Here is a 21,852-nt window from a genome sequence, read left to right as displayed (position 1 = left end):
ATGGCAACCGAAATCCGCGTCCCGACCCTGGGCGAGTCCGTGACCGAGGCGACGATTGGACGCTGGTTCAAGAAGGTCGGCGAGGCTGTCGCTGCCGATGAGCCGGTGGTCGAGCTCGAGACCGACAAGGTCACCATCGAGGTTCCGGCGCCGGCCGCCGGCGTGCTCGAGGCCGTGGCCGCCAAGGATGGCGACACCGTCGGCGTCGGCGCGCTGCTCGGCACCATCGCCGCTTCCGGCGCCGCCGCCGCGCCCGCCAAGGCCGAGGCTCCGAAGGCCGCCGCCCCCGCTCCGGCGCCCGCCGCTGCCGCGGCTCCGGCCAAGTCGGTCGCTGCCGACGCCAACGGCCCGGCTGTCGCCAAGCTCGCGGCCGAGAGCGGCGTCGACGTTTCCGCCGTCGCCGGTTCGGGCAAGGATGGCCGCGTCACCAAGGGCGACCTGCTCGGCGTGATCGCCGGCGGCGCCACCGCGCCGGCTCCGGCCGCTCCGGTCCAGGTCCGCGCCCCGTCGCCGGCCGCCGATGCCGCCCGCGAAGAGCGCGTCCGCATGACCAAGCTGCGCCAGACCATCGCGCGCCGCCTGAAGGACGCGCAGAATACCGCCGCCATGCTGACCACCTTCAACGAGGTCGACATGGGCGCCGTGATGGCGCTGCGCAGCCAGTACAAGGATCTGTTCGAGAAGAAGCACGGCGTGAAGCTCGGCTTCATGAGCTTCTTCACCAAGGCCGTGATCCAGGCGCTGAAGGAAATCCCGGCCGTCAACGCCGAGATCGACGGAACCGACCTGATCTACAAGAACTACTACAACATCGGCATCGCCGTCGGCACCGACAAGGGCCTCGTCGTGCCGGTGCTGCGCGACGCCGACCAGCTGTCGCTCGCCGGAATCGAGAAGACGATCGCCAGCTACGGCAAGCGCGCCCGCGACGGCCAGCTCAAGATCGACGAGATGCAGGGCGGCACCTTCACGATCACCAATGGCGGCATCTACGGTTCGCTGATGTCGACGCCGATCCTGAACGCGCCGCAGTCGGGCATCCTCGGCATGCACAAGATCCAGGAGCGGCCGATGGTCGTCGGCGGCAAGATCGAGATCCGCCCGATGATGTATCTGGCGCTTTCCTACGATCACCGCATCGTCGACGGCAAGGAAGCCGTGACCTTCCTGGTGCGCGTCAAGGAGTGCCTCGAGGACCCGCAGCGTCTCGTTCTCGATCTCTGATCGAACGGACGGAACCGACATGGCTTTCGTCCCCCAACCTCCGGTGGTCCCGGCGCGCGCCAGCGTTCCGGGTCGCCTTGTGGTGGCAGGGGTGAAGGCCCGACAACAGCGCGCCCGGTTCGGGCGCGTTTTTCCATCAAGCCGGCCGGAGCAGCGGATTGGCGCCTCGTGCGTTCCGCCACGCCTCCGGCCATTTGCATTTGCGCTGAACGCGCCGCTGGCTAACGCCTAAATCGTTCGGGAGTCCCCATGTCCTACGATCTCATCGTCATCGGTTCTGGTCCGGGTGGCTATGTCTGCGCCATCAAGGCAGCCCAGCTCGGGCTGAAGGTCGCCGTCGTCGAGAAGCGGGCCACCTATGGCGGCACCTGTCTGAACATCGGCTGCATCCCCTCCAAGGCGCTGCTGCACGCCTCCGAGATGTTCGAGGAAGTCGGCCATCTGGATGCGCTCGGCATCAAGGTCGCCAAGCCCAAGCTCGACCTTCCGGGCATGCTGGCCCACAAGAGCGCAACCGTGAAGTCGAACGTCGACGGCGTCGCCTACCTGTTCAAGAAGAACAAGATCGACGGCCATATCGGCACCGGCTCGATCGCCGCGCCCGGCAAGGTCGTCGTCACCAAGGAAGACGGCTCGACCACGACGCTGGAGACGAAGGCGATCGTCATCGCCACCGGCTCCGATTCCGCGCCGCTGCCCGGCGTCCCCATCGACGAGAAGCGCATCGTCACCTCGACGGGCGCGCTCGAACTCGACAAGGTGCCGGCGAAGCTGATCGTCGTCGGCGCCGGCGTCATCGGCCTCGAGCTCGGTTCGGTCTGGCGCCGTCTCGGCGCCGAGGTGACCGTGGTCGAGTTCCTCGACCGCATCCTGCCGGGCATGGACGGCGAGGTCACCAAGCAGTTCCAGCGCATGCTGGAGAAGCAGGGCTTCACCTTCAAGCTCGGCACCAAGGTCACCGCCGTCGACACCAGCGGCAAGACGCTGAAGGTCACGGTCGAACCGGCCAAGGCGGGCGAGGCGGCTGCCGAGACGCTGGAAGCGGACGTCGTGCTGGTAGCGATCGGCCGCCGTCCATTCACCGAGGGTCTCGGCCTCGAAGCGGTCGGCGTTGCCCTCGACGAGCGCAAGCGCGTCAAGGTCGACGGCCACTACCAGACCAACGTTCCCGGCATCTACGCGATCGGCGACGTCATCGCCGGCCCGATGCTGGCGCACAAGGCCGAGGACGAGGGCGTCGCGCTCGCCGAGATCCTCGCCGGCCAGGCGGGCCATGTGAACTACGACGCCATTCCCGGCGTCGTCTACACCAGCCCGGAAGTCGCCACTGTCGGCAAGACCGAGGAAGAGCTGAAGGCCGCAGGTATCGCCTACAAGGTCGGCAAGTTCCCGTTCTCGGCCAATGGCCGCGCCCGCGCCATGCTGGCGACCGATGGTTTCGTCAAGATCCTCTCGGATGCCACGACCGACCGCCTGCTCGGCGCCCACATCGTCGGCAAGGGCGCCGGCGAGATGATTCACGAGGCGGTGGTGCTGATGGAGTTCGCCGGCTCGGCCGAGGATCTCGGCCGTTCGACGCACGCGCACCCGACCATGTCGGAATCGATCAAGGAAGCGGCGCTTGCCGCCTGGTCCAAGCCGATCCACATGTAAGCGCAGTGTCGCCGAGGCGTTCGGCGGCGACGCAGACAACAAAAAGCCGGCGCTCCTTTCGGGGGCGCCGGCTTTTTCGTTTCCGGAGAGCGAGACCCTCACCCAACCCTCTGCCGCAGGCGGGCGAGGGGCGGGTGAGGGTTCTTTGCCGCCTCAGGTCAGCGGCTGCGCCTTCGTCTCGACGTCGATCGCCGCCGTGGCGATGGCGCCAAGCAGCAGGATCGCGGCGAACAGGCCGAGCGCGACGTTGAAGGAATAGGTCACCACCATGCCGACCACGGTCGGCGCCAGCAGGCCGCCGAGGCGCGCCATGGCGCCGGCGAGGCCCATGCCGCTGGCGCGCAGCGGGGTCGGGTACAGCTCCGGCGTGAAGGCGTAGAGCGCGCCCCAGGTGCCGAGCAGCGCGAAGCTCATCAGCATCATGGCGGCGGCGATCGCGAGCGGGTCGCTCAGCACGGCATAGAGGAAGCAGCCGACGGCCGAGAGCAGCAGGAAGGCGATCAGGGTCGGCTTGCGGCCCCAGCGCTCGACGCCGAAGGCTGCCAGCGCATAGCCGGGGATCTGCGCCAGCGCCAGCAGCACCAGGAAGCCGTAGCCGCGCAGGAAGCCATAGTGCTCGCCGGCCGAGACCAGCTTGCCCGGCAGCCAGACGAAGATGCCGTAATAGGAGATCGAGACCAGCAGCCAGGCGGCCAGGATCAGCCAGGAGCGGCGGGCATAGGGACCGGAGAACAGGGCCGAGAGCGGCAGGCGCTGCTCCTTGGTGTCGGCCAGCTTGCCGGCCAGCACCGGCTTGCCATTGGTGGTGGCGACGCGGTCGAGCACGGTCTTGGCCTCGGTCGCCTTGCCCGTCCGCAGCAGGTAGTATGGTGATTCCGGCACCCAGAAGCGCAGCGCCAGGCCGATCAGCGCCGGCAGCGCCGTGATGACGAAGATGAAGCGCCAGCCATCCGCCATGCCGTTCGCGGCGGCATACCAGGCGGCGAGCGCCACGATCACCGTGCCGACGGCCCAGAAGCTCTCGAGGCCGACCAGCCAGCGGCCGCGCCGGTCGGCGGGCAGGAACTCGGCCATCATGGCGTAGTCGACCGGCAGCGTGCCGCCGACGGCGAGGCCGGTCAGGAAGCGGAAGATCAGCAGCATGGTGAAATCGGAGGCGAAGGCGGAGGCGAGGCCGAACAGCGCGTCCATCAGCACCGTGATGATCAGAAGGTTGCGGCGGCCGATGCGGTCGGCGAGGCGGCCGAACAGGGCGGCGCCGACCAGCATGCCGACGAAGAACAGCGTGCCGGTCTGCAGCGCCGCCGGCAGGCTGAGATCGAAGGTCTTGGCGATCGACGGCGCCGTGAAGCCGATCGACAGCACCTGCATGGCGTCGGCGGTCCAGACGAGGCCGAATATCAGGAACAGCCGGCGCTGGAACGCCCCCGTCCCGGCGGCGTTCAACGCCTCGTCGATAGTCACGTCCCGCATCGTCGTCTCCCATAGCCCCGGCGTCGCGAATCGACGCCACCCAGACGCAGCGTCCTTCCGACAGGAAGCGGATGAGGCCAAATCAACATTGGTTTCACGGTGAAAGATCCATGCTGCGATGCGGCGATATTTCCATGCGCAGCCCTTGATCCGGTCGCTGCTTTTCCTTAACCAGACCGGCCCTTCACGGAGTTTACGATCATGGCAGCCTGCGGCCTCGACTTTGGCACGTCCAACACCACGCTCGGCGTGTCGTCGGCCGAGGGCCCGGAACTGGTGGCCCTCGATGGCGACAGCGTCACCATCCCGAGCGCGATCTTCTTCACGCCGGACGGCCTGCCGCCCTCCGTCGGCCGCGCCGCCATCCGCGCCTATGTCGATGGCACCAGCGGCCGCCTGATGCGCAGCCTGAAATCGGTGCTCGGCAGCTCGCTGATCAACGAGGCGACGCAGGTCGGCCGCGGCCGAGTCAGCTTCCGGAGCGTGATCGCGCAGTTCGTCGCCATCACCCGGCGCCGGGCCGAGACCGCGACGGGCCTTTCGATCGACGCCGTCGTGCACGGCCGTCCGGTGCATTTCGTCGATGGCGACCCGGAAGGCGACCGCAAGGCGGAGGAAGCGCTGCAGGCGATCGCGCAGGAAGTCGGCTTCCGCCACATCTCCTTCCAGTACGAGCCGATCGCGGCGGCGCTCGACTACGAGCGCCAGGTCGGCGACGAGGAAATCGCGCTGATCGCCGATATCGGCGGCGGCACGTCGGACTTCTCCATCGTCCGGCTCGGCCCGGCCCGCCGGAAGAAGGCCGACCGCCTCGACGACATCCTCGCCAATGACGGCATCCGCGTCGGCGGCACGGATTTCGACCATTACCTCTCGATCGGCACGGCGATGCCGCTGCTCGGCTTCGGTTCCGGCATGAAGCGGGAGGGCCTGCCCGTGCCGTCCGGCTACTACCACGACCTCGCCACCTGGTCGTCGATCAACCGCCTCTACGAGCGCGGCGTCATGCAGCAGCTGCACGAGGTCCGGCGCGAGGCGCAGCATCCGGAGCTGATCGAGCGGCTGATTCACGTCGTCGAGGAGCATGGCGGCCACCGGCTCGCCATCGACATCGAGGCGGCGAAGATCGCGCTCGCCGACGAGCCGAAGGTGGAGGTGCTGCTGCACTGGATCGAACGCGGCCTGGCGATGACGGTCGATCGCGGGGTGCTCGTCGACCGGACGCGCGGCCTCGCCGATCGGATCGCGGCGCGCATCGGCGATTGCCTGCGCGATGCCGGGCTCACCGCCGACGCCATCGACGCGGTGTTCCTGACCGGCGGCTCGACCCGTCTCGCCCATGTCCATGCGGCGATCCTAGGCACAGTGCCGGGCGCGCGCGTCGTCGACGGCGACACCTTCGGATCGGTCGGCACTGGCCTCACCATCGAGGCCGCGAACCGCTACGGCGTCGTCGCCGCCTGATCGCCTGCGCCTTCGGCCGGCGCCAGCATCACCAGCTTGATGTCGGGGTGGCGGGCGAGCAGGAAAGTGATCTGCTCGTAGCGCAGGAAGCCATCGGTCGGATGGTCGAAGGTGCGCAGGCCACCCTCGCGGTCGACCACCGCATGCGCTTCCCAGGCCTCGGCGAAGAACGGGCTCGCCCGCGTCAGTTCCTCGACCAGCGCCCGTAGTTCCGGCCCCTGCAGGTGGCGGCTGTAGTCGGCGCGGAATTCCGCCGCCACGCGCCGGGCGCGGGTCTCCCAGTCGCGGATGATCCGCCGGGCGGCCGGCGCGGTGAAGATATAGCGCAGCAGATTGTTTTCACATGAAACGCTGGCGGCCTCGCCGTCGAGCCAGCCGACGAAGAGATGCGCCGCGGGCTCGTTCCAGGCGAGCGCCGTCCAGGCCCGGTTGAGCACATAGGCCGGCGTCGGCAGGGCGGCGAGCGTGGCGGCGAGCCCCGGCGGCAGCGCGTCGGCGCCGTCGTCCTCGCCCGCCTGCGGGTCGCGCCGGCCGCCGAGGTCGAAGAGATAGGCGCGCTCGGCCGGCGTCAGCCGCATCACCCGCGCCAGCCGTCCCAGCGCCGTCGCCGAGACGGAGATTTCCCGCCCCTGCTCGATCCAGCTCAGCCAGGTGGCGCTGACGCCGGAGAGCTGCGCCAGCTCCTCGCGGCGCAGCCCCGGCGTGCGCCGTCGCGTGCCGGGATCGAGCCCGAACATCGCCGGCTGCAGCCTCTCGCGATGAGCGCGGATGAATTCGCCGAGTTCGCGGCGGCGGACGAGGTCGGTTTCCGGGATCATGGCACCCATTATACCAGGATAAAACAGGATCTGGTACGGGTTTACGGTGACTGGCAAATCCTGCGCCGACGGTCGATGATCACCACCGACAAGATCGACCGCGCGGAAACACAGCCATGACCCAATCCACGACCGACAACGCTGCCGCGCGCCAGAGCCACGAGGCCCTGGTTGTGCAGCAATTCGGCTCCCAGGCCTCGGCCTATGTGGCCAGCACGGTGCATGCCCAGGGCGCCGATCTCCAGCAGATGGTCGAGATCGCGGCGCGCACGCCAAACGCCCGTGCCATCGATCTCGGCTGCGGCGGCGGCCATGTCGCCTATGGCGTGGCGCCGGTCTTGGCGTCGGTCGTCGCCTACGACCTGTCTTCCGGCATGCTGGAGGCGGTCGCGGCGGAGGCGACGAAGCGCGGCTTCGCCAACCTGACCACCCGGCAGGGCGCGGCGGAGCAATTGCCCTTCGCCGATGGCGAGTTCGACCTGGTGCTGTCGCGCTATTCGGCGCACCACTGGCAGAATGTCCGCCAGGGCATTCGCGAAGCGCGCCGCGTCGTCAAGACGGGCGGCACGGTGGTGATCTCCGACATCATCGCGCCGGAAGTGCCGGTTTCCGACACCTTCCTGCAGACGTTCGAGATGCTGCGCGATCCCTCGCATGTGCGCGATTATTCGAGCGCCGAATGGGTGGCGATCGCGTCCGAGGCGGGCTTTGCCGTCACCGGCGTGACACGCCGCCGCCTGCCACTCGATTTCGACGCCTGGGTCGGCCGGATGCGGACGCCGGAGGTCCAGGTCGCGGCGATCCGCGCCCTGCAGGCGGCGATGTCGGAACAGGTGCGCCAGCATTTCGCGATCGAGCCGGATGGCTCCTTCACCATCGATCAGGCGGTTTTCGAACTCGTCGCGATTTGAGGACTAAGACCCTCACCCCAACCCTCTCCCGTGACGGGAGAGGGGGCTCGCCGGTATCGGTTGCCGGAAGGGCGCCATATCGATGCAGATTGCCAGCCGAAAGCCCTCGCCCGCTTGCGGGAGAGGGTGGGGTGAGGGTTCTTTCCGGGCTCTAGCCCGACCGGGTACCGCCGGCGCGCGGATGCGCCTGCTCGAACACGGCGAGGAGGCGCTCCGTGTCGATGGCGGTGTAGACCTGCGTCGTCGACAGGCTGGCATGGCCGAGCAATTCCTGGATGGCGCGCAGATCGCCGCCATTGGCGAGCAGATGCGTCGCGAAGGAATGGCGCAGCGCATGCGGCGTGGCGCTGTCGGCAAGCCCGAGCGCGCCGCGCAGCTTTGCCATGGCGAGCTGGATGATGCGCGCCTTGAGCGGTCCGCCGCGCACGCCGAGGAAGAGCGGACCATCCGGCTTCGATTGCGACGGCGCGAGACGCAGATATTCCGCCACCGCCTCGGCGACGACCGGCAGCACCGGCACCAGCCGCGTCTTGCCGCCCTTGCCGGTGACGCGCAGCGTCGCGGAAGCGTCGAGCGGGGCGTCGGCGCGGCGGATGCCCAGCGCTTCCGAGATGCGCAGCCCCGAGCCATAGCAGAGCGCCAGCACGGCGGCATTGCGCGCCGCCACCCATGGCTCCTCGTCCAACTGCTCGTCCATCTCGACGACGCGCAGCGCCGAAGGAGCCGCGAGCGGGCGGGGCAGGGTCTTCGGCTGGCGCGGCGCGCGCATGGCGCGGAAGGCGGCGCCGTTGGCGTGGCCCTCGCGCTCGAGGAAACCCATGAAGGAGCGGATGCCGGCGAGGCCGCGCGCCAGCGTGCGGGCGCCGGCGCCGGACGCGCGCCGCGTCGCCATGAAGCCGCGCAGGTCGGCGGTCCGGATGGCGGCGAAATCGGCGAGCGCCGGCGGATTGCCGATATGGCCGGTCAGGAAGGACAGGAACTGGTCGAGGTCGCGCGAATAGGCTTCGAGCGTCTTCGGCGACAGGCGCCGCTCGCCGCGCAGATGCTCGCCCCACGCGTCGATCTGCTCGAGCGTGTCGCGGGCGGCGATGACGAGGGGCGGCGCGGACATGCCCCCATTACCTGCCAACAGGGTTTATGGGGGGTTAAGGCGGGGCAGAGGGCGAGACAAGACCCTCACCCCCAGCCCTCTCCCGCGAGCGGGAGAGGGGGCTCGCCTGCGCCCGTTGGGTCGTGGGCGCCATGGCGATGGATGGGGCGGCCAAGAAGCCCTCTCCCCGGCGGGGAGAGGATTGGGTGAGGGACTTGCCTGCCCTGTTCCCTTGCCGTCTCCCTAGACCGGCAGCGGCTCCGAAAAATGCGTCACCGTGGGAAACGGGTCGTAGAAGTCGTGCAGCAGCGCCTTCCAGTGCTGGTAGCGGTCGGAGGCGCGAAAGCCGGGGTCGTGGTCGGTGAGGCTCTCCCAGCGCACCAGGAGCAGATAGGTGCCGGGTGACTCGATCGAGGGCCGGACCTCAAGGCCGAGAAAGCCCGGACTGGCGGCGATCAGCGGCGCGGCCTTCGTCATGGCTTCCTCGAAAGCGCTGGCATGACCGGGTTTCACGGTGAGAAGAGCATGTTCGAGGATCATGGTGGCTCGCCTGTTTGTGAGAACGCTATTATCTGGGGCATGAGGGCGGCAACGTCGACCGCATCGTCGCTCCGGGGATTCTGGATTGGAATTGGGCCGCACCGTGTCCGTGCTGCTGCCGCTGGCGGTGGACGGGCCCTATACCTACAAAGTGCCGGCCGGCCTCGACCTGGCGCCGGGCGATATCGTGCGCGTGCCGCTCGGCCCGCGCGAGATGATCGGCGCCGTCTGGGACGATCCGGTCGACCCGTCCGTGGGTCACAACCGGCTGCGCGCCGTCCTGCACCGCTATGATTCGCCGCCGCTCGACGCGAGCTTGCGCCGTTTCGTCGACTGGGTGGCGAACTACACGCTGAGCCAGCGCGGCATGGTGCTGCGCATGGTGCTGCGGGCGCCGGACGCGCTGGAACCGCCGCGCGCCGTTCCGGCGCTGCGGCTCGCCGGCAAGGCGCCTGACCGCGTGACGACGGCGCGCCAGCGCGTGCTCGATGCGCTCGCCGGCGGCGAGCCGATGCCGAAGAGCGCCGTCGCCGGCTTCGCTGCCGTCTCGTCCAGCGTCGTCAACGGCCTGGTCGAGCAGGGCGTGCTGGAGGCGGTGATGCTGCCGCCGCCTCCGCTGACCCTGCCGCCAGAGCCCGATCATGCCCGGCCGACCTTCGACCCCGGCCAGGCCGATGCCGCGGCGCTGCTGCGCGCCAGCGTCGACGAGGCGGCCTTCTCGGTGTCGCTGATCGACGGCGTCACCGGCTCCGGCAAGACGGAGGTCTATTTCGAGGCGCTGGCGGAAACGCTCAGGATGGGCAAGCAGGCGCTGGTGCTGCTGCCGGAAATCGCGCTTACCGTCGATTTTCTCGATCGCTTCGCCCGCCGCTTCGGCCATCGGCCGGCGGAATGGCACTCCGAGATGCCGGCGCGGCTGCGCGAGCGGGTCTGGCGCGGCGTCGCCACCGGCGAGGTGCAGGCGGTGGTCGGCGCCCGCTCGGCGCTGTTCCTGCCTTTCCGCAAGCTTGGCCTCGTCGTCGTCGACGAGGAGCACGACACCGCCTACAAGCAGGAAGAGGGCGTCATCTACAACGCCCGCGACATGGCGGTGGTGCGCGGCCATCTCGGCGGCTTCCCGGTCGTGCTCGCCTCGGCGACGCCGTCGATCGAAAGCCGCGTCAACGCCGACCAGGGCCGCTATCGGCGCATCGTGCTCTCGGTGCGCTACGCGGCGGCGAAGCTGCCGGAGATCCAGCCGATCGACCTGCGCGTCGATGCGCCGGAGCGCGGCCAGTTCCTGGCGCCGTCGCTGGTCGCTGCGATCGGCGAGACGATCGCCAACAAGGGCCAGGCGCTGCTGTTCCTGAACCGTCGCGGCTATGCGCCGCTGACGCTCTGCCGGACCTGCGGCCACCGCTTCCAGTGCCCGAACTGCTCGACCTGGCTGGTCGACCACCGTTTTCGCGGCCAGCTCGTCTGTCATCATTGCGGCCATACTGAGCATCGGCCGGACCAGTGTCCGGTCTGCGACGCCGAGGACAGCCTCGTCGCCTGCGGCCCGGGCGTCGAGCGCGTCGCAGAGGAGGTCGCCAACCGTTTTCCAGAAGCGCGAAGAATCGTGCTGTCGAGCGACCTGCTCGGCGGGGTCAAGAAGATGCGCGAGGAGTTCGACGCGATCCGCAACGGCGCGGCCGATATCATCATCGGCACCCAGCTCGTCGCCAAGGGGCATAATTTCCCGCTGCTGGCGCTTGTCGGCGTCGTCGATGCCGATCTCGGCCTTGCACATGGCGATCCGAGGGCCGCCGAGCGCACCTTCCAGCTGCTGGCCCAGGTGACCGGCCGCGCCGGCCGCGCCGGCGGCGAAAGCCGGGCGCTGCTGCAGACCTACGCGCCGGAGCATCCCGTCATCGCGGCGATCGCCTCCGGGGATCGCGAGGCCTTCTATGCGCGCGAGATCGAGGCGCGACGACTTGCCGTGCTGCCGCCCTTCGGGCGGCTGGCCGGCATCATTGTCTCAGCCGCCGACCGGGCGACATCCTATGGCTATGCCATGGCGCTGCGCCGCACCGCGCCGGAGAGCGGGCCGGTCATGGTGCTCGGCCCGTCCGAGGCGCCTTTGGCGGTTTTGCGCGGTCGCCATCGCTTCCGCCTGCTCGTCCAGGCGCCGCGAGCTGTCGACCTGCAGGGCTTCCTGCGTGACTGGCTGGCGGAGGCGCCTGCCGTGCGCGGCAGCCTCCGCGTGCAGGTGGATATCGATCCGCAGAGCTTCCTCTGAGGCCCGTGGCCGCGCGTGCGGCCGCATTTGGCAAGATTCAAGGCCCGGGCCGTGTTGCGAGTCGCGGGATGCTGTGGTAACGAACGCGCGGCTTCGGGGAATGCCGTTTTTGACGGGTTCAACCCGTTGAAAAAATCTTCAATACGTTCAAGGCGTTGCGTGCAGCATCCGGACGAACCCGGAAGTGGGGGCGCGTCACAGAGCGAGGATCAGGTGGCAGAAGACAAAACTCTCGTATCAGGGGTCGCCGGGCGTTACGCGACGGCACTGTTTGATCTGGCCCTCGAGAGCGGCGCGCTCGACGCCGTCGATGCCGATCTGTCCCGTTTCACCGCTTTGCTGAGCGAGAGCGACGATCTCGTCCGCCTCGTGCAGAGCCCGGTCTTCGATGCCGACGAGCAGCTGCGCGCCATCTCGGCCGTGCTGACGAAGGCTGGCATCGGCGGGCTGGTCGGCAATTTCGTCAAGGTCGCGGCGAGCAATCGTCGCCTCTTCGCGGTTCCCGGCATGATCGCCGCCTTCCGGCAGCTTCTCGCCAAGCATCGCGGCGAAGTCACCGCCGAAGTCACCAGCGCTGAGCCGCTTTCCGAGACGCAGACCGCGGCGCTGAAGGAAGCGCTCAAGGCGCAGATCGGCAAGGACGTCACGCTTTCCCCGAATGTCGATCCGGCGTTGATCGGCGGCCTGGTCGTCAAGGTCGGCAGTCGCATGATCGATACGTCGCTTCGCACCAAACTCAATTCACTCAAGATCGCCATGAAAGAGGTCGGCTGATGGACATCCGCGCCGCTGAAATCTCCGCAATCCTCAAGGAGCAGATCAAGAATTTCGGCTCCGAGGCTCAGGTTTCCGAAGTCGGACAGGTTCTGTCGGTCGGTGACGGTATTGCCCGCGTCTACGGTCTGGACAACGTCCAGGCTGGCGAGATGGTCGAGTTCCCCGGTGGAACCCGCGGCATGGCCCTGAACCTCGAGACCGACAATGTCGGCGTCGTGATCTTCGGCTCCGACCGTGACATCGCCGAAGGCGACACGGTCAAGCGCACCAACGCCATCGTGGACGTGCCGGTCGGCAAGGGTCTGCTCGGCCGCGTCGTCGACGCGCTCGGCAATCCGATCGACGGCAAGGGCCCGATCGAGTTCACCGAGCGTCGCCGCGTCGACGTCAAGGCGCCGGGCATCATCCCGCGCAAGTCGGTGCACGAGCCGATGCAGACCGGCCTCAAGGCCATCGACGCGATGATCCCGGTTGGCCGCGGCCAGCGCGAGCTGATCATCGGCGACCGCCAGACCGGCAAGACCGCGATCGCGCTCGACACCATCCTGAACCAGAAGTCGGTCAACGACACGGGCGACGAGTCGAAGAAGCTCTACTGCGTCTATGTCGCCATCGGCCAGAAGCGCTCGACCGTCGCGCAGTTCGTGAAGGTGCTCGAGGAGCGCGGCGCGCTCGAATACTCGATCGTCATCGCCGCCACCGCTTCCGACCCGGCTCCGATGCAGTACCTGGCGCCGTTCTCCGGCTGCGCCATGGGCGAGTTCTTCCGCGACAACGGCATGCACGCCCTGATCGTTTATGACGATCTGTCGAAGCAGGCCGTCGCCTACCGCCAGATGTCGCTGCTGCTCCGCCGTCCGCCGGGCCGCGAAGCCTATCCGGGCGACGTGTTCTACCTGCATTCCCGCCTGCTCGAGCGCGCAGCCAAGCTGAACGACGACAACGGCAACGGCTCGCTGACGGCTCTGCCGGTCATCGAGACGCAGGCGAACGACGTTTCGGCCTACATCCCGACCAACGTGATCTCGATCACCGACGGCCAGATCTTCCTCGAGACCGACCTGTTCTACCAGGGCATCCGCCCGGCCGTGAACGTCGGCCTCTCGGTGTCGCGCGTCGGCTCCGCCGCCCAGATCAAGGCGATGAAGCAGGTTGCCGGCCCGATCAAGGGCGAGCTGTCGCAGTATCGTGAAATGGCTGCCTTCGCGCAGTTCGGCTCCGACCTCGACGTCACGACCCAGAAGCTCCTGAACCGCGGCGCCCGTCTGACGGAGCTCCTGAAGCAGCCGCAGTTCTCGCCGCTGAAGGTCGAGGAGCAGGTCGCGGTGATCTATGCCGGCGTGAACGGCTACCTCGATCGCATCGAAGTCAGCCAGGTCGGCGCGTTCGAGGCGGCTCTGCTCGCTTCGCTCCGCAGCGAGCACAAGGCGCTGCTCGACGGCATCCGCGACAAGCGCGAGCTGAACGACGACTTCCGTGCGCAGCTCAAGGCCGCGCTGGACAGCTTCGCCAAGTCTTTCGCCTGAATCCTGGCCTGAGCCGGGTCGCCTCGTGCGACCCGGACTTCAGACCGATCGACAGGGACGCTCATGCCGAGCCTTAAGGAACTAAAAAATCGCATCGCCTCGGTGAAGGCGACGCAGAAGATCACCAAGGCGATGCAGATGGTCGCCGCGGCGAAGCTGCGTCGTGCCCAGGCTGCTGCGGAAGCTGCGCGCCCCTATGCGGAGCGCATGAACGCCGTGCTCGCCAATGTGGCGACCGGCGTGAACACCGACGACGGTCCGCGCCTGCTTGCCGGCACCGGTTCCGACCAGACGCATCTTCTCGTCGTCTGCACGGCCGAGCGTGGTCTTTGCGGCGCCTTCAACTCGTCGATCTCGCGCCTCGCCCGCGATCACGCCCTGCGCCTGCAGCGTGAAGGCAAGACGGTGAAGATCCTCTGCGTCGGCAAGAAGGGTTATGACATCCTTCGTCGCCAGTTCCAGACGGAGATCATCGAGCTCGTCGAGCTGCGCACCGTCAAGCAGATCGGCTTCGCCAATGCGGACGCGATCGGCCGCAAGCTGTTGAAGCTGTACGAGGACGGCCAGTTCGACGTCGCGACGCTGTTCTTCGCCAAGTTCCGTTCGGTGATCCAGCAGATCCCGACGGCGCAGCAGGTGATCCCGGCGCAGCTCCCGGCCGAAGAAGCCGGCGCGGCCCTGTCGAACTACGAATATGAGCCGAGCGAAGCGGCGATCCTCGAGGATCTGCTGCCGCGCAACATTTCGGTCCAGATTCTGGGTGCTCTCCTCGAGAACGTCGCGTCCGAGATGGGCGCCAAGATGTCGGCGATGGACAGCGCCACGCGCAACGCAGGCGAGATGATCAAGAAGTACACGCTCCGCTACAACCGGACGCGCCAGGCGATGATCACCAAGGAACTGATCGAGATCATTTCGGGCGCCGAGGCGCTCTGACCGGATTTTTGGAAGGTTGAACACCATGGCGAACACCAATCAGCAGGCCGGCTCCGGCCGCGTCACCCAGGTCATCGGCGCCGTCGTCGACGTGCAGTTCGAAGGCTATCTGCCCGCAATTCTCAACGCCCTCGAGACCGACAACAACGGCAACCGCCTCGTGCTGGAAGTCGCTCAGCATCTCGGCGAGTCCACCGTGCGCTGCATCGCCATGGACGTGTCGGAAGGCCTCGTCCGCGGCCAGAAGGTCAAGGACCTCGGCGGCCCGATCCAGGTTCCGGTCGGCGCCGGCACCCTCGGCCGCATCATGAACGTCATCGGCGAGCCGATCGACGAGGCCGGCCCGGTCGAGGCCGAAGGCCTGCGTCCGATCCATGCGCCGGCTCCGTCCTACTCGGAGCAGGCCACCTCGGCCGAGATCCTCGTCACCGGCATCAAGGTCGTCGACCTGCTCGCTCCCTACTCCAAGGGCGGTAAGGTCGGCCTGTTCGGCGGCGCCGGCGTGGGCAAGACGGTTCTGATCCAGGAGCTCATCAACAACGTCGCGAAGGTGCACGGCGGTTACTCCGTGTTCGCCGGCGTGGGCGAGCGTACCCGCGAGGGCAACGACCTCTACCACGAGTTCATCGACGCCAAGGTGAACGCCGATCCGCGCAATCCGGATCCGGCCGTGAAGTCCAAGTGCGCCCTCGTGTTCGGCCAGATGAACGAGCCGCCGGGCGCCCGCGCCCGCGTCGCCCTGACCGGCCTGACCGTCGCCGAGAACTTCCGCGACCAGGGCCAGGACGTGCTGTTCTTCGTCGACAACATCTTCCGCTTCACCCAGGCGGGTTCGGAAGTGTCGGCTCTGCTCGGCCGCATCCCGTCGGCGGTGGGCTACCAGCCCACGCTGGCGACCGACATGGGTCAGCTGCAGGAGCGCATCACCACCACGCACAAGGGCTCGATCACGTCCGTGCAGGCCATCTACGTGCCGGCCGACGACTTGACCGACCCGGCGCCGGCCACCTCCTTCGCCCACCTGGACGCCACGACGGTTCTGTCGCGCGCGATCTCGGAAAAGGGCATCTACCCGGCCGTGGATCCGCTCGACTCGACCTCGCGCATGCTCACGCCGGCGATCGTCGGCGAAGAGCACTACGCGGTCGCCCGTCGCGTGCAGCAGATCCTGCAGCGCTACAAGGCCCTCCAGGACATCATCGCGATCCTGGGCATGGACGAGCTTTCCGAAGAGGACAAGCTCACCGTGGCCCGCGCCCGCAAGATCGAGCGCTTCCTGTCGCAGCCCTTCGACGTGGCCGAGGCCTTCACCGGCTCGCCGGGCGTCCAGGTCAAGATCGAAGACACCATCAAGGGCTTCAAGGGCCTCTGCGACGGCGTCTACGACCACCTGCCGGAAGCGGCCTTCTACATGGTCGGCACGATCGAAGAAGCGATCGCCAAGGCCAAGAAGCTCGCGGCCGCGGCCTGATCGTCTGACGAGAGAAAGAACCCAACATGGCAGATCCGTTCCCGTTCGAACTCGTGTCACCCGAGCGGCTCCTGCTTTCGGAGTCGGTCGTCTCGGTCGTGGTGCCGGGTACTGACGGCGAGTTCACGGTTCTCAAGGACCACGCTCCCTTCATGGCGACCATCAAGCCGGGCTGCGTGGTCGTCACCCAGGTCGGCGGCGGTGTTCAGAAGTTCTTCGTTCGCGGCGGCTTTGCCGACGTGAACGGAGCCGGCCTGACCATCCTGGCCGAGCAGGCGATCCCGCTCGAAAGCCTCGATCCCGACGCGTTCGCGCTCGAGATCCGCAATGCCGAGGAAGACGTCGCCGATGCGCGCGACGACGCCCAGCGCATTGTGGCGCAGACCAAGCTGCAGCAGCTTCAGGACATCCGCGAAGCGCTCGGCCATTGATCTCCCGCGGCTTCGGCCGCGGGTCCAGAATGAAAAAGCCCGCCATCGACCTCTGTCGATGGCGGGCTTTTTCATTGTTGGCGCCGATGGGGAAGTCGGCGGCGGCCGGCGCGGAGGCGATGGCCGCGGGGGCCATCGCCTGATCGAAGCCTCAGCGGCCGGCGTTGGCGATCGCGGCGATGACGCCGGTGGCGATGCCGATCATCAGGTACTGGCCGTCATTCTCGACCCACTGATAGCCGCGCGGCGGCGCCTTCAGATTGTGGCGCTTGTAGTCGATCCGGTCGCCGCGATACTGCGACGGGACGCGCTGGCCCTTCGACCAATGCTTGCGGTGCTGCGGCTTCTTTGCCTGCTTGCCATGCTGCTGCTCGTAGCCGCCGGAGCCGCGATGGTCGCGGTCGGCGCGATAGGACTGCGCGTTGGCAGCCGGCACGGCGTGCATCGAAAGCGCGATCGTGGCGAGAAGAATCTTCTTCATGGCGGGTCATCCCTCGTTGTTGATGACCCGCTTGTAGCGCCGACAGCCTGAACCAAAACTGAACGGCTGCCTTACTATCTGTTCATCCGGCCGCGGCAGCGTGAACCGTGATCAGGGCGCCAGGTGGCGAAACGCCTGCACTACCTGCTCATAGACCTTGCGCTTGAACGGCACGATCAGCGAGGGCAGGTTTTCGATGGGCTCCCAGCGCCAGGAGATGAATTCCGCCTCGGCGCTACCGTCTCCGGGCTCCAGCACGTTGATCTCGCTTTCGTCGCCCTCGAAGCGGAAGGCGAACCACTTCTGCCGCTGGCCGCGATACTTGCCCTTTAGCGCCACGCCGACCAGCTCCGGCGGGAGGTCATAGTCGAACCAGCCCTCTGCTTCGGCGAGCAGCGACACTGTTCGGATGCTGGTCTCCTCGAACAGTTCGCGCCGAGCCGCCGGCAGCGGATCCTCGCCCTTGTCGATGCCGCCCTGCGGCAGCTGCCAGATCGGATCTCCCGGCGTCAGCTCGGCATTCGGCGAGCGCTCGCCGATCCATACCAGCCCCTCCCGGTTGAAGACGACGGTGCCGACGCAGGGGCGGTAGGGCAGCGAGGTGGGGTCGATCAGCTTCTTGCTGGACATGTTCTGGGTCACCATTCGAGGCCCGCATGACAGCCTTCACGGCGCGCGGTGCGGGGAGGGAGATCGGGCGGGACGATAGCACGGCTTCGGCGGATCGGCGTGACAGCCGCCGCTCTGTTCACATGCGGTCGCAGGGCGGGAAAAGAAGGCCGCGCGGCGGCGGCGGACGGCGCTGAACGGCATTCTCTCTCCGGAAGCGGTAGAAGCGCGTGCGGGCCGATCATCGGCACAGGGCCTCCCACAAGGTCCTGCGTGCGGTTGGCGGCGAGGGACGCCGGAGCGGACGCCCAAAGAAAAACGGCGCCTCGATGAGGCGCCGTCTTTTGGAAGTCAGTTCGGAACGGCGGTGGCCGGATTCGGCGGGAAGGCGCTGTTCGCCTGCTTGCCGTCGAGGAGGCCGATCGCCTGCTGCAGCTGCTTGTCGTCCTTCGCCTCCGGCGGGACATAGGCCTGCGAGCCGGTGCCCTCGTCGCCGCCGCCCTCGTTGGTGAGGTGGCCTTTGAGCGACGCTTCGCCCTTGGTGTCGGTCACCTTGTCCTTGAGCTCCGGCGGCAGGTCCTGCACGACCTGGATGTCCGGATCGATGCCCTTGGCCTGGATCGACCGGCCCGACGGCGTGTAGTAACGCGCCGTGGTCAGGCGGATGGCGCCGTTGGAGCCGAGCGGGATGATCGTCTGCACCGAGCCCTTGCCGAAGGAACGCGTGCCGAGGATGGTGGCGCGCTTCTGGTCCTGCAGGGCGCCGGCGACGATTTCCGACGCCGAGGCCGAACCGCCATTGATCAGCACGATCACCGGCTTGCCGTCCGTCAGGTCGCCCGGATGCGCGTCGTAGCGCATGTTCTGGTCGGCATGGCGGCCGCGCGTCGAAACGATCTCGCCCTTCTCGAGGAAGGCGTCGCTGACATATTCGGCCTGATCGAGCAGGCCGCCCGGATTGTTGCGCAGATCGAGGATGTAGCCCTTGATCTTGTCCTTGCCGATCTCCTGCTTGAGCTTGTCGATCGACGACTTCAGGCCGTCGAAGGTCTGCTCGTTGAAGGAGGAGATGCGCAGGTAGCCGATGTCGCCCTCGGCGCGCGAACGGACCGACTGGACGCGGATCACGTCGCGCACGATCTTGACGTCGAAGGGCTTCTCGACGCCCTTGCGCTGGATCGTGACGGTGATCGGCGTGTTGACCGCGCCGCGCATCTTGTCGACGGCCTGGTTCAGATTCATGTTCTGGATCGCCTCGCCGTCGAGCGAGATGATCAGGTCGCCGGCCAGGATGCCGGCCTTGGCGGCCGGGGTGTCGTCGATCGGCGACACGACCTTGACGACGCCGTCCTCCATGGTCACTTCGATGCCGAGACCGCCGAACTCGCCGCGGGTCTGGACCTGCATGTCCTTGAAGTCTTTGGGGTTCATGTAGCTCGAATGGGGATCGAGCGAGGTCAGCATGCCGTTGACCGCAGCTTCGATCAGCGCGCTTTCATCCGGCTTCTCGACATAGTCGGAGCGGATGCGTTCGAACACGTCGCCGAACAGATTGAGCTGCCGGTAGGTATCCGAGACGGCGGCATGCGCGACGCCCGGGATCAGGCTCGGAACCTGGGGGAGGGTCACCGCGGCCGTCGCGCCGATGATGGTGCCAGCCAGGAGGAGCGAAACGTTGCGTATCATCCGCCAACCTTTTCGTCGTTGGACCGGGCCCACCAGGGAGCCGGGTCGATCGAGTTACCGTCTTTTCGAAATTCGACATAGAGCACGGGCTGCGTTGCGCCAATGCCTACGGTGCTGCCGCTTGCGAGCAACCGTGTTCCCATCAGCGCCACAGGTTCCCCTGCGAGAACGAACTGTCCCAATTCGACGTCGATCCGTTCCATCCCTGCCAGCAGGATATGATATCCGCCACCGGCATTGATGATCAAGAGTTGTCCGTAGGACCGGAACGGACCGGCATAGACCACCCAGCCGTCGGCCGGAGAGGAGACCCGCGCCGCGGCGCGCGTGGCGATCGACAGGCCCTGCGTGGTGCCGCCGAGGCCGTCCGCATCGCCGAACGCCTTCAGCTGCACGCCGTTGGCCGGTCGCGGCAGCAGGCCCTTGGTCGAGGCGAAGGCCACGGCAGGGGCGATGCGGTCGGCCGAGCCGAGGCTTTCCGGGCTGCGCGGGGCGCGGCCGTCATTCATCGCCGCCTGGTTGGCGGCCTCGGCCTTCTTGGCGGCTTCGGCCGCGTCGGCGGCCGCCGCGATCTGGCCCTCGAGGTCGGCGATCAGCCCCTTCAGGCTGGTGGCGCTTTTCGCGAGCGCCTCCGATTTCGCCTGCTCCTCGGCAAGCTGCTGCTCGGAGCGGTCGCGCGCCTTTCGCTTGTCCTCGACGAGATATTCGATGCGCGTCCGCTCTTCGGCGAGCGCGCTGGCGTCGGCGCGCATGCGGTCGCGCTCGCGTGATTGTTCCGTCTTCAGCGCCACCAGGTGCTGCAGGTCGGTGGCGAGCGCCTCAGCCTCGACGCGCAATTCCGGCACGACCGAGCCGAGCAGCATGGCGCTGCGCACCGAGGCGAGCGCATCCTCGGGGCGGACGACGATCGCCGGCGGCGGCTTGCGGCCCATGCGCTGCAGCGCGGCCAGCACATTGGCGAGCACGGCGCGGCGCGAGTTGAGCGAGGCGTGGACGGTCTTCTCCTCGTCGAGCAGGCCGCCCATGCGCTGCTCGGCCTCGTCGATCTGTCGTTCCAGGCCCTTGGCCCGCTCGCCCGTCTCGATCAGCGACTTGTTGAGCGTGGCGCGGTCCTGGTCGAGCTGGCTCATCTCGGCGCGCAGCGCCGCCTGGCGCTCGGCCGTGACCTCGATGTCGTGCGTGATGGCGTCGAGCTCGGCCCTGCGCGCACTGCGCTGCTGCTCGGTCTGGCTCGGCGCGGCGGTCTGGGTTGCCTCGGTCGTGTCCGTCTCGGTCGTCGGCTCGACCGCGAAGCCGGACAGCGTCGCGCCGGCGACCAGCGCCGCGGCGAGCGCAGCCCGCCCGACGAGGAGGGGCAACTGTCGAGGCAGCGGAGAAACCCGAATGCGAACCAAGTGCAGGCGCCCGACGGCTATGGCTGGGTGAACAGCGACGAGATTTGGCAGCGAAGCGTTAATACCTCGTCAACCTCCATGTACCGGAGCGTAACGGGGGATTGCGGCCGAAGCGCGACGGCTCGCGCGGCAACATAGGGTAGGCTATTCGCGATGGTAGGGGTGGCCGGAGAGAATCGTCATGGCGCGATAGATCTGCTCTGCCAGCAGCAGGCGGACGATCTGGTGCGGCCAGGTCATGGCGCCGAAGGCGAGCTTCAGGTCGGCGCGCTTGCGGATGGCGTCGCCATGGCCGTCGGGACCGCCGATGGCGAAGACGAGGTCGCGCGCGCCCTGGTCGCGCCAGTCGCCCACCCGCTTGGCGAAGGCGGCGCTCGACGGCGTCTCGCCGCGCTCGTCGAGGGCGACCAGGATGGCGCCCTCGGGCAGCGCCGCGAGCAGCGTCTGCGCTTCCTGCGCCATGCGTTCGTCGCCGCGCTGGGCCCGGCTTTCGACGAATTCACGGACGGAGACGGTCAGGCCGAGGCTGCGCCCGGCCTGCGTGGCCCTGTCGAGATAGCGCTCGATCAGCGCGCGGTCGGGGCCGGCCTTCAGCCGACCCACGGCGGCGATCTGGATGCGCATCGAACGGCCTTAGCTGCCGGGCTGTTCCCGCGAGGGAGCCGGCGCGGATAGCGACTCGTCCGCCGACCACATCTTCTCGAGATTGTAGAAGGCGCGAACCTCGGGCCGGAAGATATGGACGATGACGTCGCCGGCATCGAGCAGCACCCAGTCGCAATGGGGCACGCCCTCGATACGTGCAATCCGCCCGCCGGCCTCGGTGAGGTCGCGGTCGATATGCTCGGCAATCGCGCTGACATGGCGCTGCGACCGCCCGGTGGCGACGACCATGTAGTCGGCCAGGGCGGATTTGCCGGCGATGTCGATGGAGACAATATCCTCGGCCTTCGAATCTTCGAGGGTGGTGAGGATCGCTTTGAGAGCTTCGTCCGCCGCAATCTGCCGGCGCACGCTAACTCGGTGAGGCACGCGCTGGATAGCGTCCTCAGGCTGCATTGCCGTCGTCAGTGGTCAGTCCTTTCGCCATTGGCGCGATGGGCCTTTT

Annotated in this window: 20 protein-coding genes; 10 read left to right on the top strand and 10 right to left on the bottom strand. The window is 67.8% G+C overall.

Annotation, left to right across the window (positions count from 1 at the left end; all coding sequences use genetic code 11):
- The gene (gene odhB / locus OSH07_RS12445; protein ID WP_266338974.1) at positions 1-1,224 is read left to right on the top strand and encodes a 2-oxoglutarate dehydrogenase complex dihydrolipoyllysine-residue succinyltransferase; all 1,224 of its coding nucleotides are present in this window, start codon (positions 1-3) and stop codon (positions 1,222-1,224) included.
- Positions 1,225-1,473: 249 nt separating this feature from the next.
- Positions 1,474-2,877, top strand: a complete 1,404-nt coding sequence (gene lpdA / locus OSH07_RS12440) for a dihydrolipoyl dehydrogenase (protein ID WP_266338973.1) — start codon at positions 1,474-1,476, stop codon at positions 2,875-2,877.
- Between the two features lie 153 nt (positions 2,878-3,030).
- Here lpdA and OSH07_RS12435 read toward each other — a convergent pair whose 3' ends face one another.
- On the bottom strand, positions 3,031-4,350 hold the full coding sequence (locus OSH07_RS12435) for an MFS transporter (RefSeq protein WP_266338972.1): 1,320 nt from the start codon (positions 4,348-4,350) through the stop codon (positions 3,031-3,033).
- Between the two features lie 201 nt (positions 4,351-4,551).
- Here OSH07_RS12435 and OSH07_RS12430 point away from each other — a divergent pair, with 201 nt between their 5' ends.
- Positions 4,552-5,814 (top strand): Hsp70 family protein, encoded by a 1,263-nt coding sequence (locus OSH07_RS12430; RefSeq protein WP_266338971.1) that lies wholly within the window; start codon positions 4,552-4,554, stop codon positions 5,812-5,814.
- Here the strand turns inward: OSH07_RS12430 and OSH07_RS12425 are convergent.
- Positions 5,793-6,632: a helix-turn-helix transcriptional regulator gene (locus OSH07_RS12425; protein WP_266338970.1), complete on the bottom strand. Its 840-nt coding sequence runs from the start codon at positions 6,630-6,632 to the stop codon at positions 5,793-5,795. The two genes, OSH07_RS12430 and OSH07_RS12425, sit on opposite strands and share 22 nt — an antisense overlap.
- 116 nt (positions 6,633-6,748) lie before the next feature.
- Here OSH07_RS12425 and OSH07_RS12420 point away from each other — a divergent pair, with 116 nt between their 5' ends.
- Positions 6,749-7,543, top strand: a complete 795-nt coding sequence (locus OSH07_RS12420) for a class I SAM-dependent methyltransferase (protein ID WP_266338969.1) — start codon at positions 6,749-6,751, stop codon at positions 7,541-7,543.
- 151 nt (positions 7,544-7,694) lie between these two features.
- Here the strand turns inward: OSH07_RS12420 and OSH07_RS12415 are convergent, their stop codons facing one another.
- Together OSH07_RS12415 and OSH07_RS12410 are read right to left on the bottom strand one after the other, a co-directional pair.
- A complete protein-coding gene (locus tag OSH07_RS12415; protein ID WP_266338968.1) occupies positions 7,695-8,654 on the bottom strand; it encodes a tyrosine recombinase XerC in 960 nt (319 codons plus the stop codon).
- Between the two features lie 222 nt (positions 8,655-8,876).
- Positions 8,877-9,173, bottom strand: a complete 297-nt coding sequence (locus tag OSH07_RS12410) for an antibiotic biosynthesis monooxygenase family protein (RefSeq protein ID WP_266338967.1) — start codon at positions 9,171-9,173, stop codon at positions 8,877-8,879.
- 91 nt (positions 9,174-9,264) lie between these two features.
- On the opposite strand from OSH07_RS12410, the gene OSH07_RS12405 reads away from it, so the two are divergent.
- From OSH07_RS12405 to OSH07_RS12380, 6 genes are all read left to right on the top strand, one after another.
- A complete protein-coding gene (locus tag OSH07_RS12405; protein ID WP_266338966.1) occupies positions 9,265-11,433 on the top strand; it encodes a primosomal protein N' in 2,169 nt (722 codons plus the stop codon).
- Between the two features lie 213 nt (positions 11,434-11,646).
- On the top strand, positions 11,647-12,207 hold the full coding sequence (locus OSH07_RS12400; protein ID WP_266339082.1) for a F0F1 ATP synthase subunit delta: 561 nt from the start codon (positions 11,647-11,649) through the stop codon (positions 12,205-12,207).
- Entirely contained in the window at positions 12,207-13,736 is a 1,530-nt protein-coding gene (atpA, locus tag OSH07_RS12395) for a F0F1 ATP synthase subunit alpha (RefSeq protein WP_266338965.1), read from the top strand. The genes OSH07_RS12400 and atpA overlap by 1 nt, the downstream gene beginning before the upstream one ends.
- A gap of 63 nt (positions 13,737-13,799) precedes the next feature.
- Positions 13,800-14,672 carry a F0F1 ATP synthase subunit gamma gene (locus OSH07_RS12390; RefSeq protein ID WP_266338964.1) on the top strand — a complete coding sequence of 291 codons (873 nt, stop codon included), beginning with the start codon at positions 13,800-13,802 and terminating at the stop codon, positions 14,670-14,672.
- A gap of 25 nt (positions 14,673-14,697) precedes the next feature.
- Positions 14,698-16,143: a F0F1 ATP synthase subunit beta gene (gene atpD, locus OSH07_RS12385; RefSeq protein WP_266338963.1), complete on the top strand. Its 1,446-nt coding sequence runs from the start codon at positions 14,698-14,700 to the stop codon at positions 16,141-16,143.
- A gap of 26 nt (positions 16,144-16,169) precedes the next feature.
- Entirely contained in the window at positions 16,170-16,574 is a 405-nt protein-coding gene (locus tag OSH07_RS12380) for a F0F1 ATP synthase subunit epsilon (protein WP_266338962.1), read from the top strand.
- A 151-nt stretch (positions 16,575-16,725) separates the two neighbouring features.
- Here the strand turns inward: OSH07_RS12380 and OSH07_RS12375 are convergent, their stop codons facing one another.
- The 6 genes from OSH07_RS12375 to rsfS all read right to left on the bottom strand — a co-directional run bounded on the left by OSH07_RS12375 (position 16,726) and on the right by rsfS (position 21,803).
- Positions 16,726-17,055 (bottom strand): RcnB family protein, encoded by a 330-nt coding sequence (locus OSH07_RS12375; RefSeq protein ID WP_266338961.1) that lies wholly within the window; start codon positions 17,053-17,055, stop codon positions 16,726-16,728.
- Between the two features lie 111 nt (positions 17,056-17,166).
- Positions 17,167-17,685, bottom strand: a complete 519-nt coding sequence (locus tag OSH07_RS12370) for an RNA pyrophosphohydrolase (protein ID WP_266338960.1) — start codon at positions 17,683-17,685, stop codon at positions 17,167-17,169.
- A 330-nt stretch (positions 17,686-18,015) separates the two neighbouring features.
- Complete coding sequence (locus tag OSH07_RS12365; RefSeq protein ID WP_266338959.1) at positions 18,016-19,350, bottom strand: S41 family peptidase; 1,335 nt, start codon at positions 19,348-19,350, stop codon at positions 18,016-18,018.
- Complete coding sequence (locus tag OSH07_RS12360; RefSeq protein ID WP_266338958.1) at positions 19,347-20,708, bottom strand: murein hydrolase activator EnvC family protein; 1,362 nt, start codon at positions 20,706-20,708, stop codon at positions 19,347-19,349. The genes OSH07_RS12365 and OSH07_RS12360 overlap by 4 nt, the downstream gene beginning before the upstream one ends.
- 180 nt (positions 20,709-20,888) lie before the next feature.
- Positions 20,889-21,368, bottom strand: coding sequence for a 23S rRNA (pseudouridine(1915)-N(3))-methyltransferase RlmH (gene rlmH, locus OSH07_RS12355; RefSeq protein ID WP_266338957.1), 480 nt, complete (start codon positions 21,366-21,368; stop codon positions 20,889-20,891).
- Positions 21,369-21,377: 9 nt separating this feature from the next.
- Positions 21,378-21,803, bottom strand: coding sequence for a ribosome silencing factor (gene rsfS / locus OSH07_RS12350; protein WP_266338956.1), 426 nt, complete (start codon positions 21,801-21,803; stop codon positions 21,378-21,380).
- Positions 21,804-21,852 lie beyond the last annotated feature (49 nt).

Origin of the sequence: Kaistia nematophila (genome assembly GCF_026343855.1) — a bacterium.
In the GTDB taxonomy this organism is placed as follows: domain Bacteria; phylum Pseudomonadota; class Alphaproteobacteria; order Rhizobiales; family Kaistiaceae; genus Kaistia; species Kaistia nematophila.
This window is presented reverse-complemented; position numbering and strand designations above follow the sequence as displayed.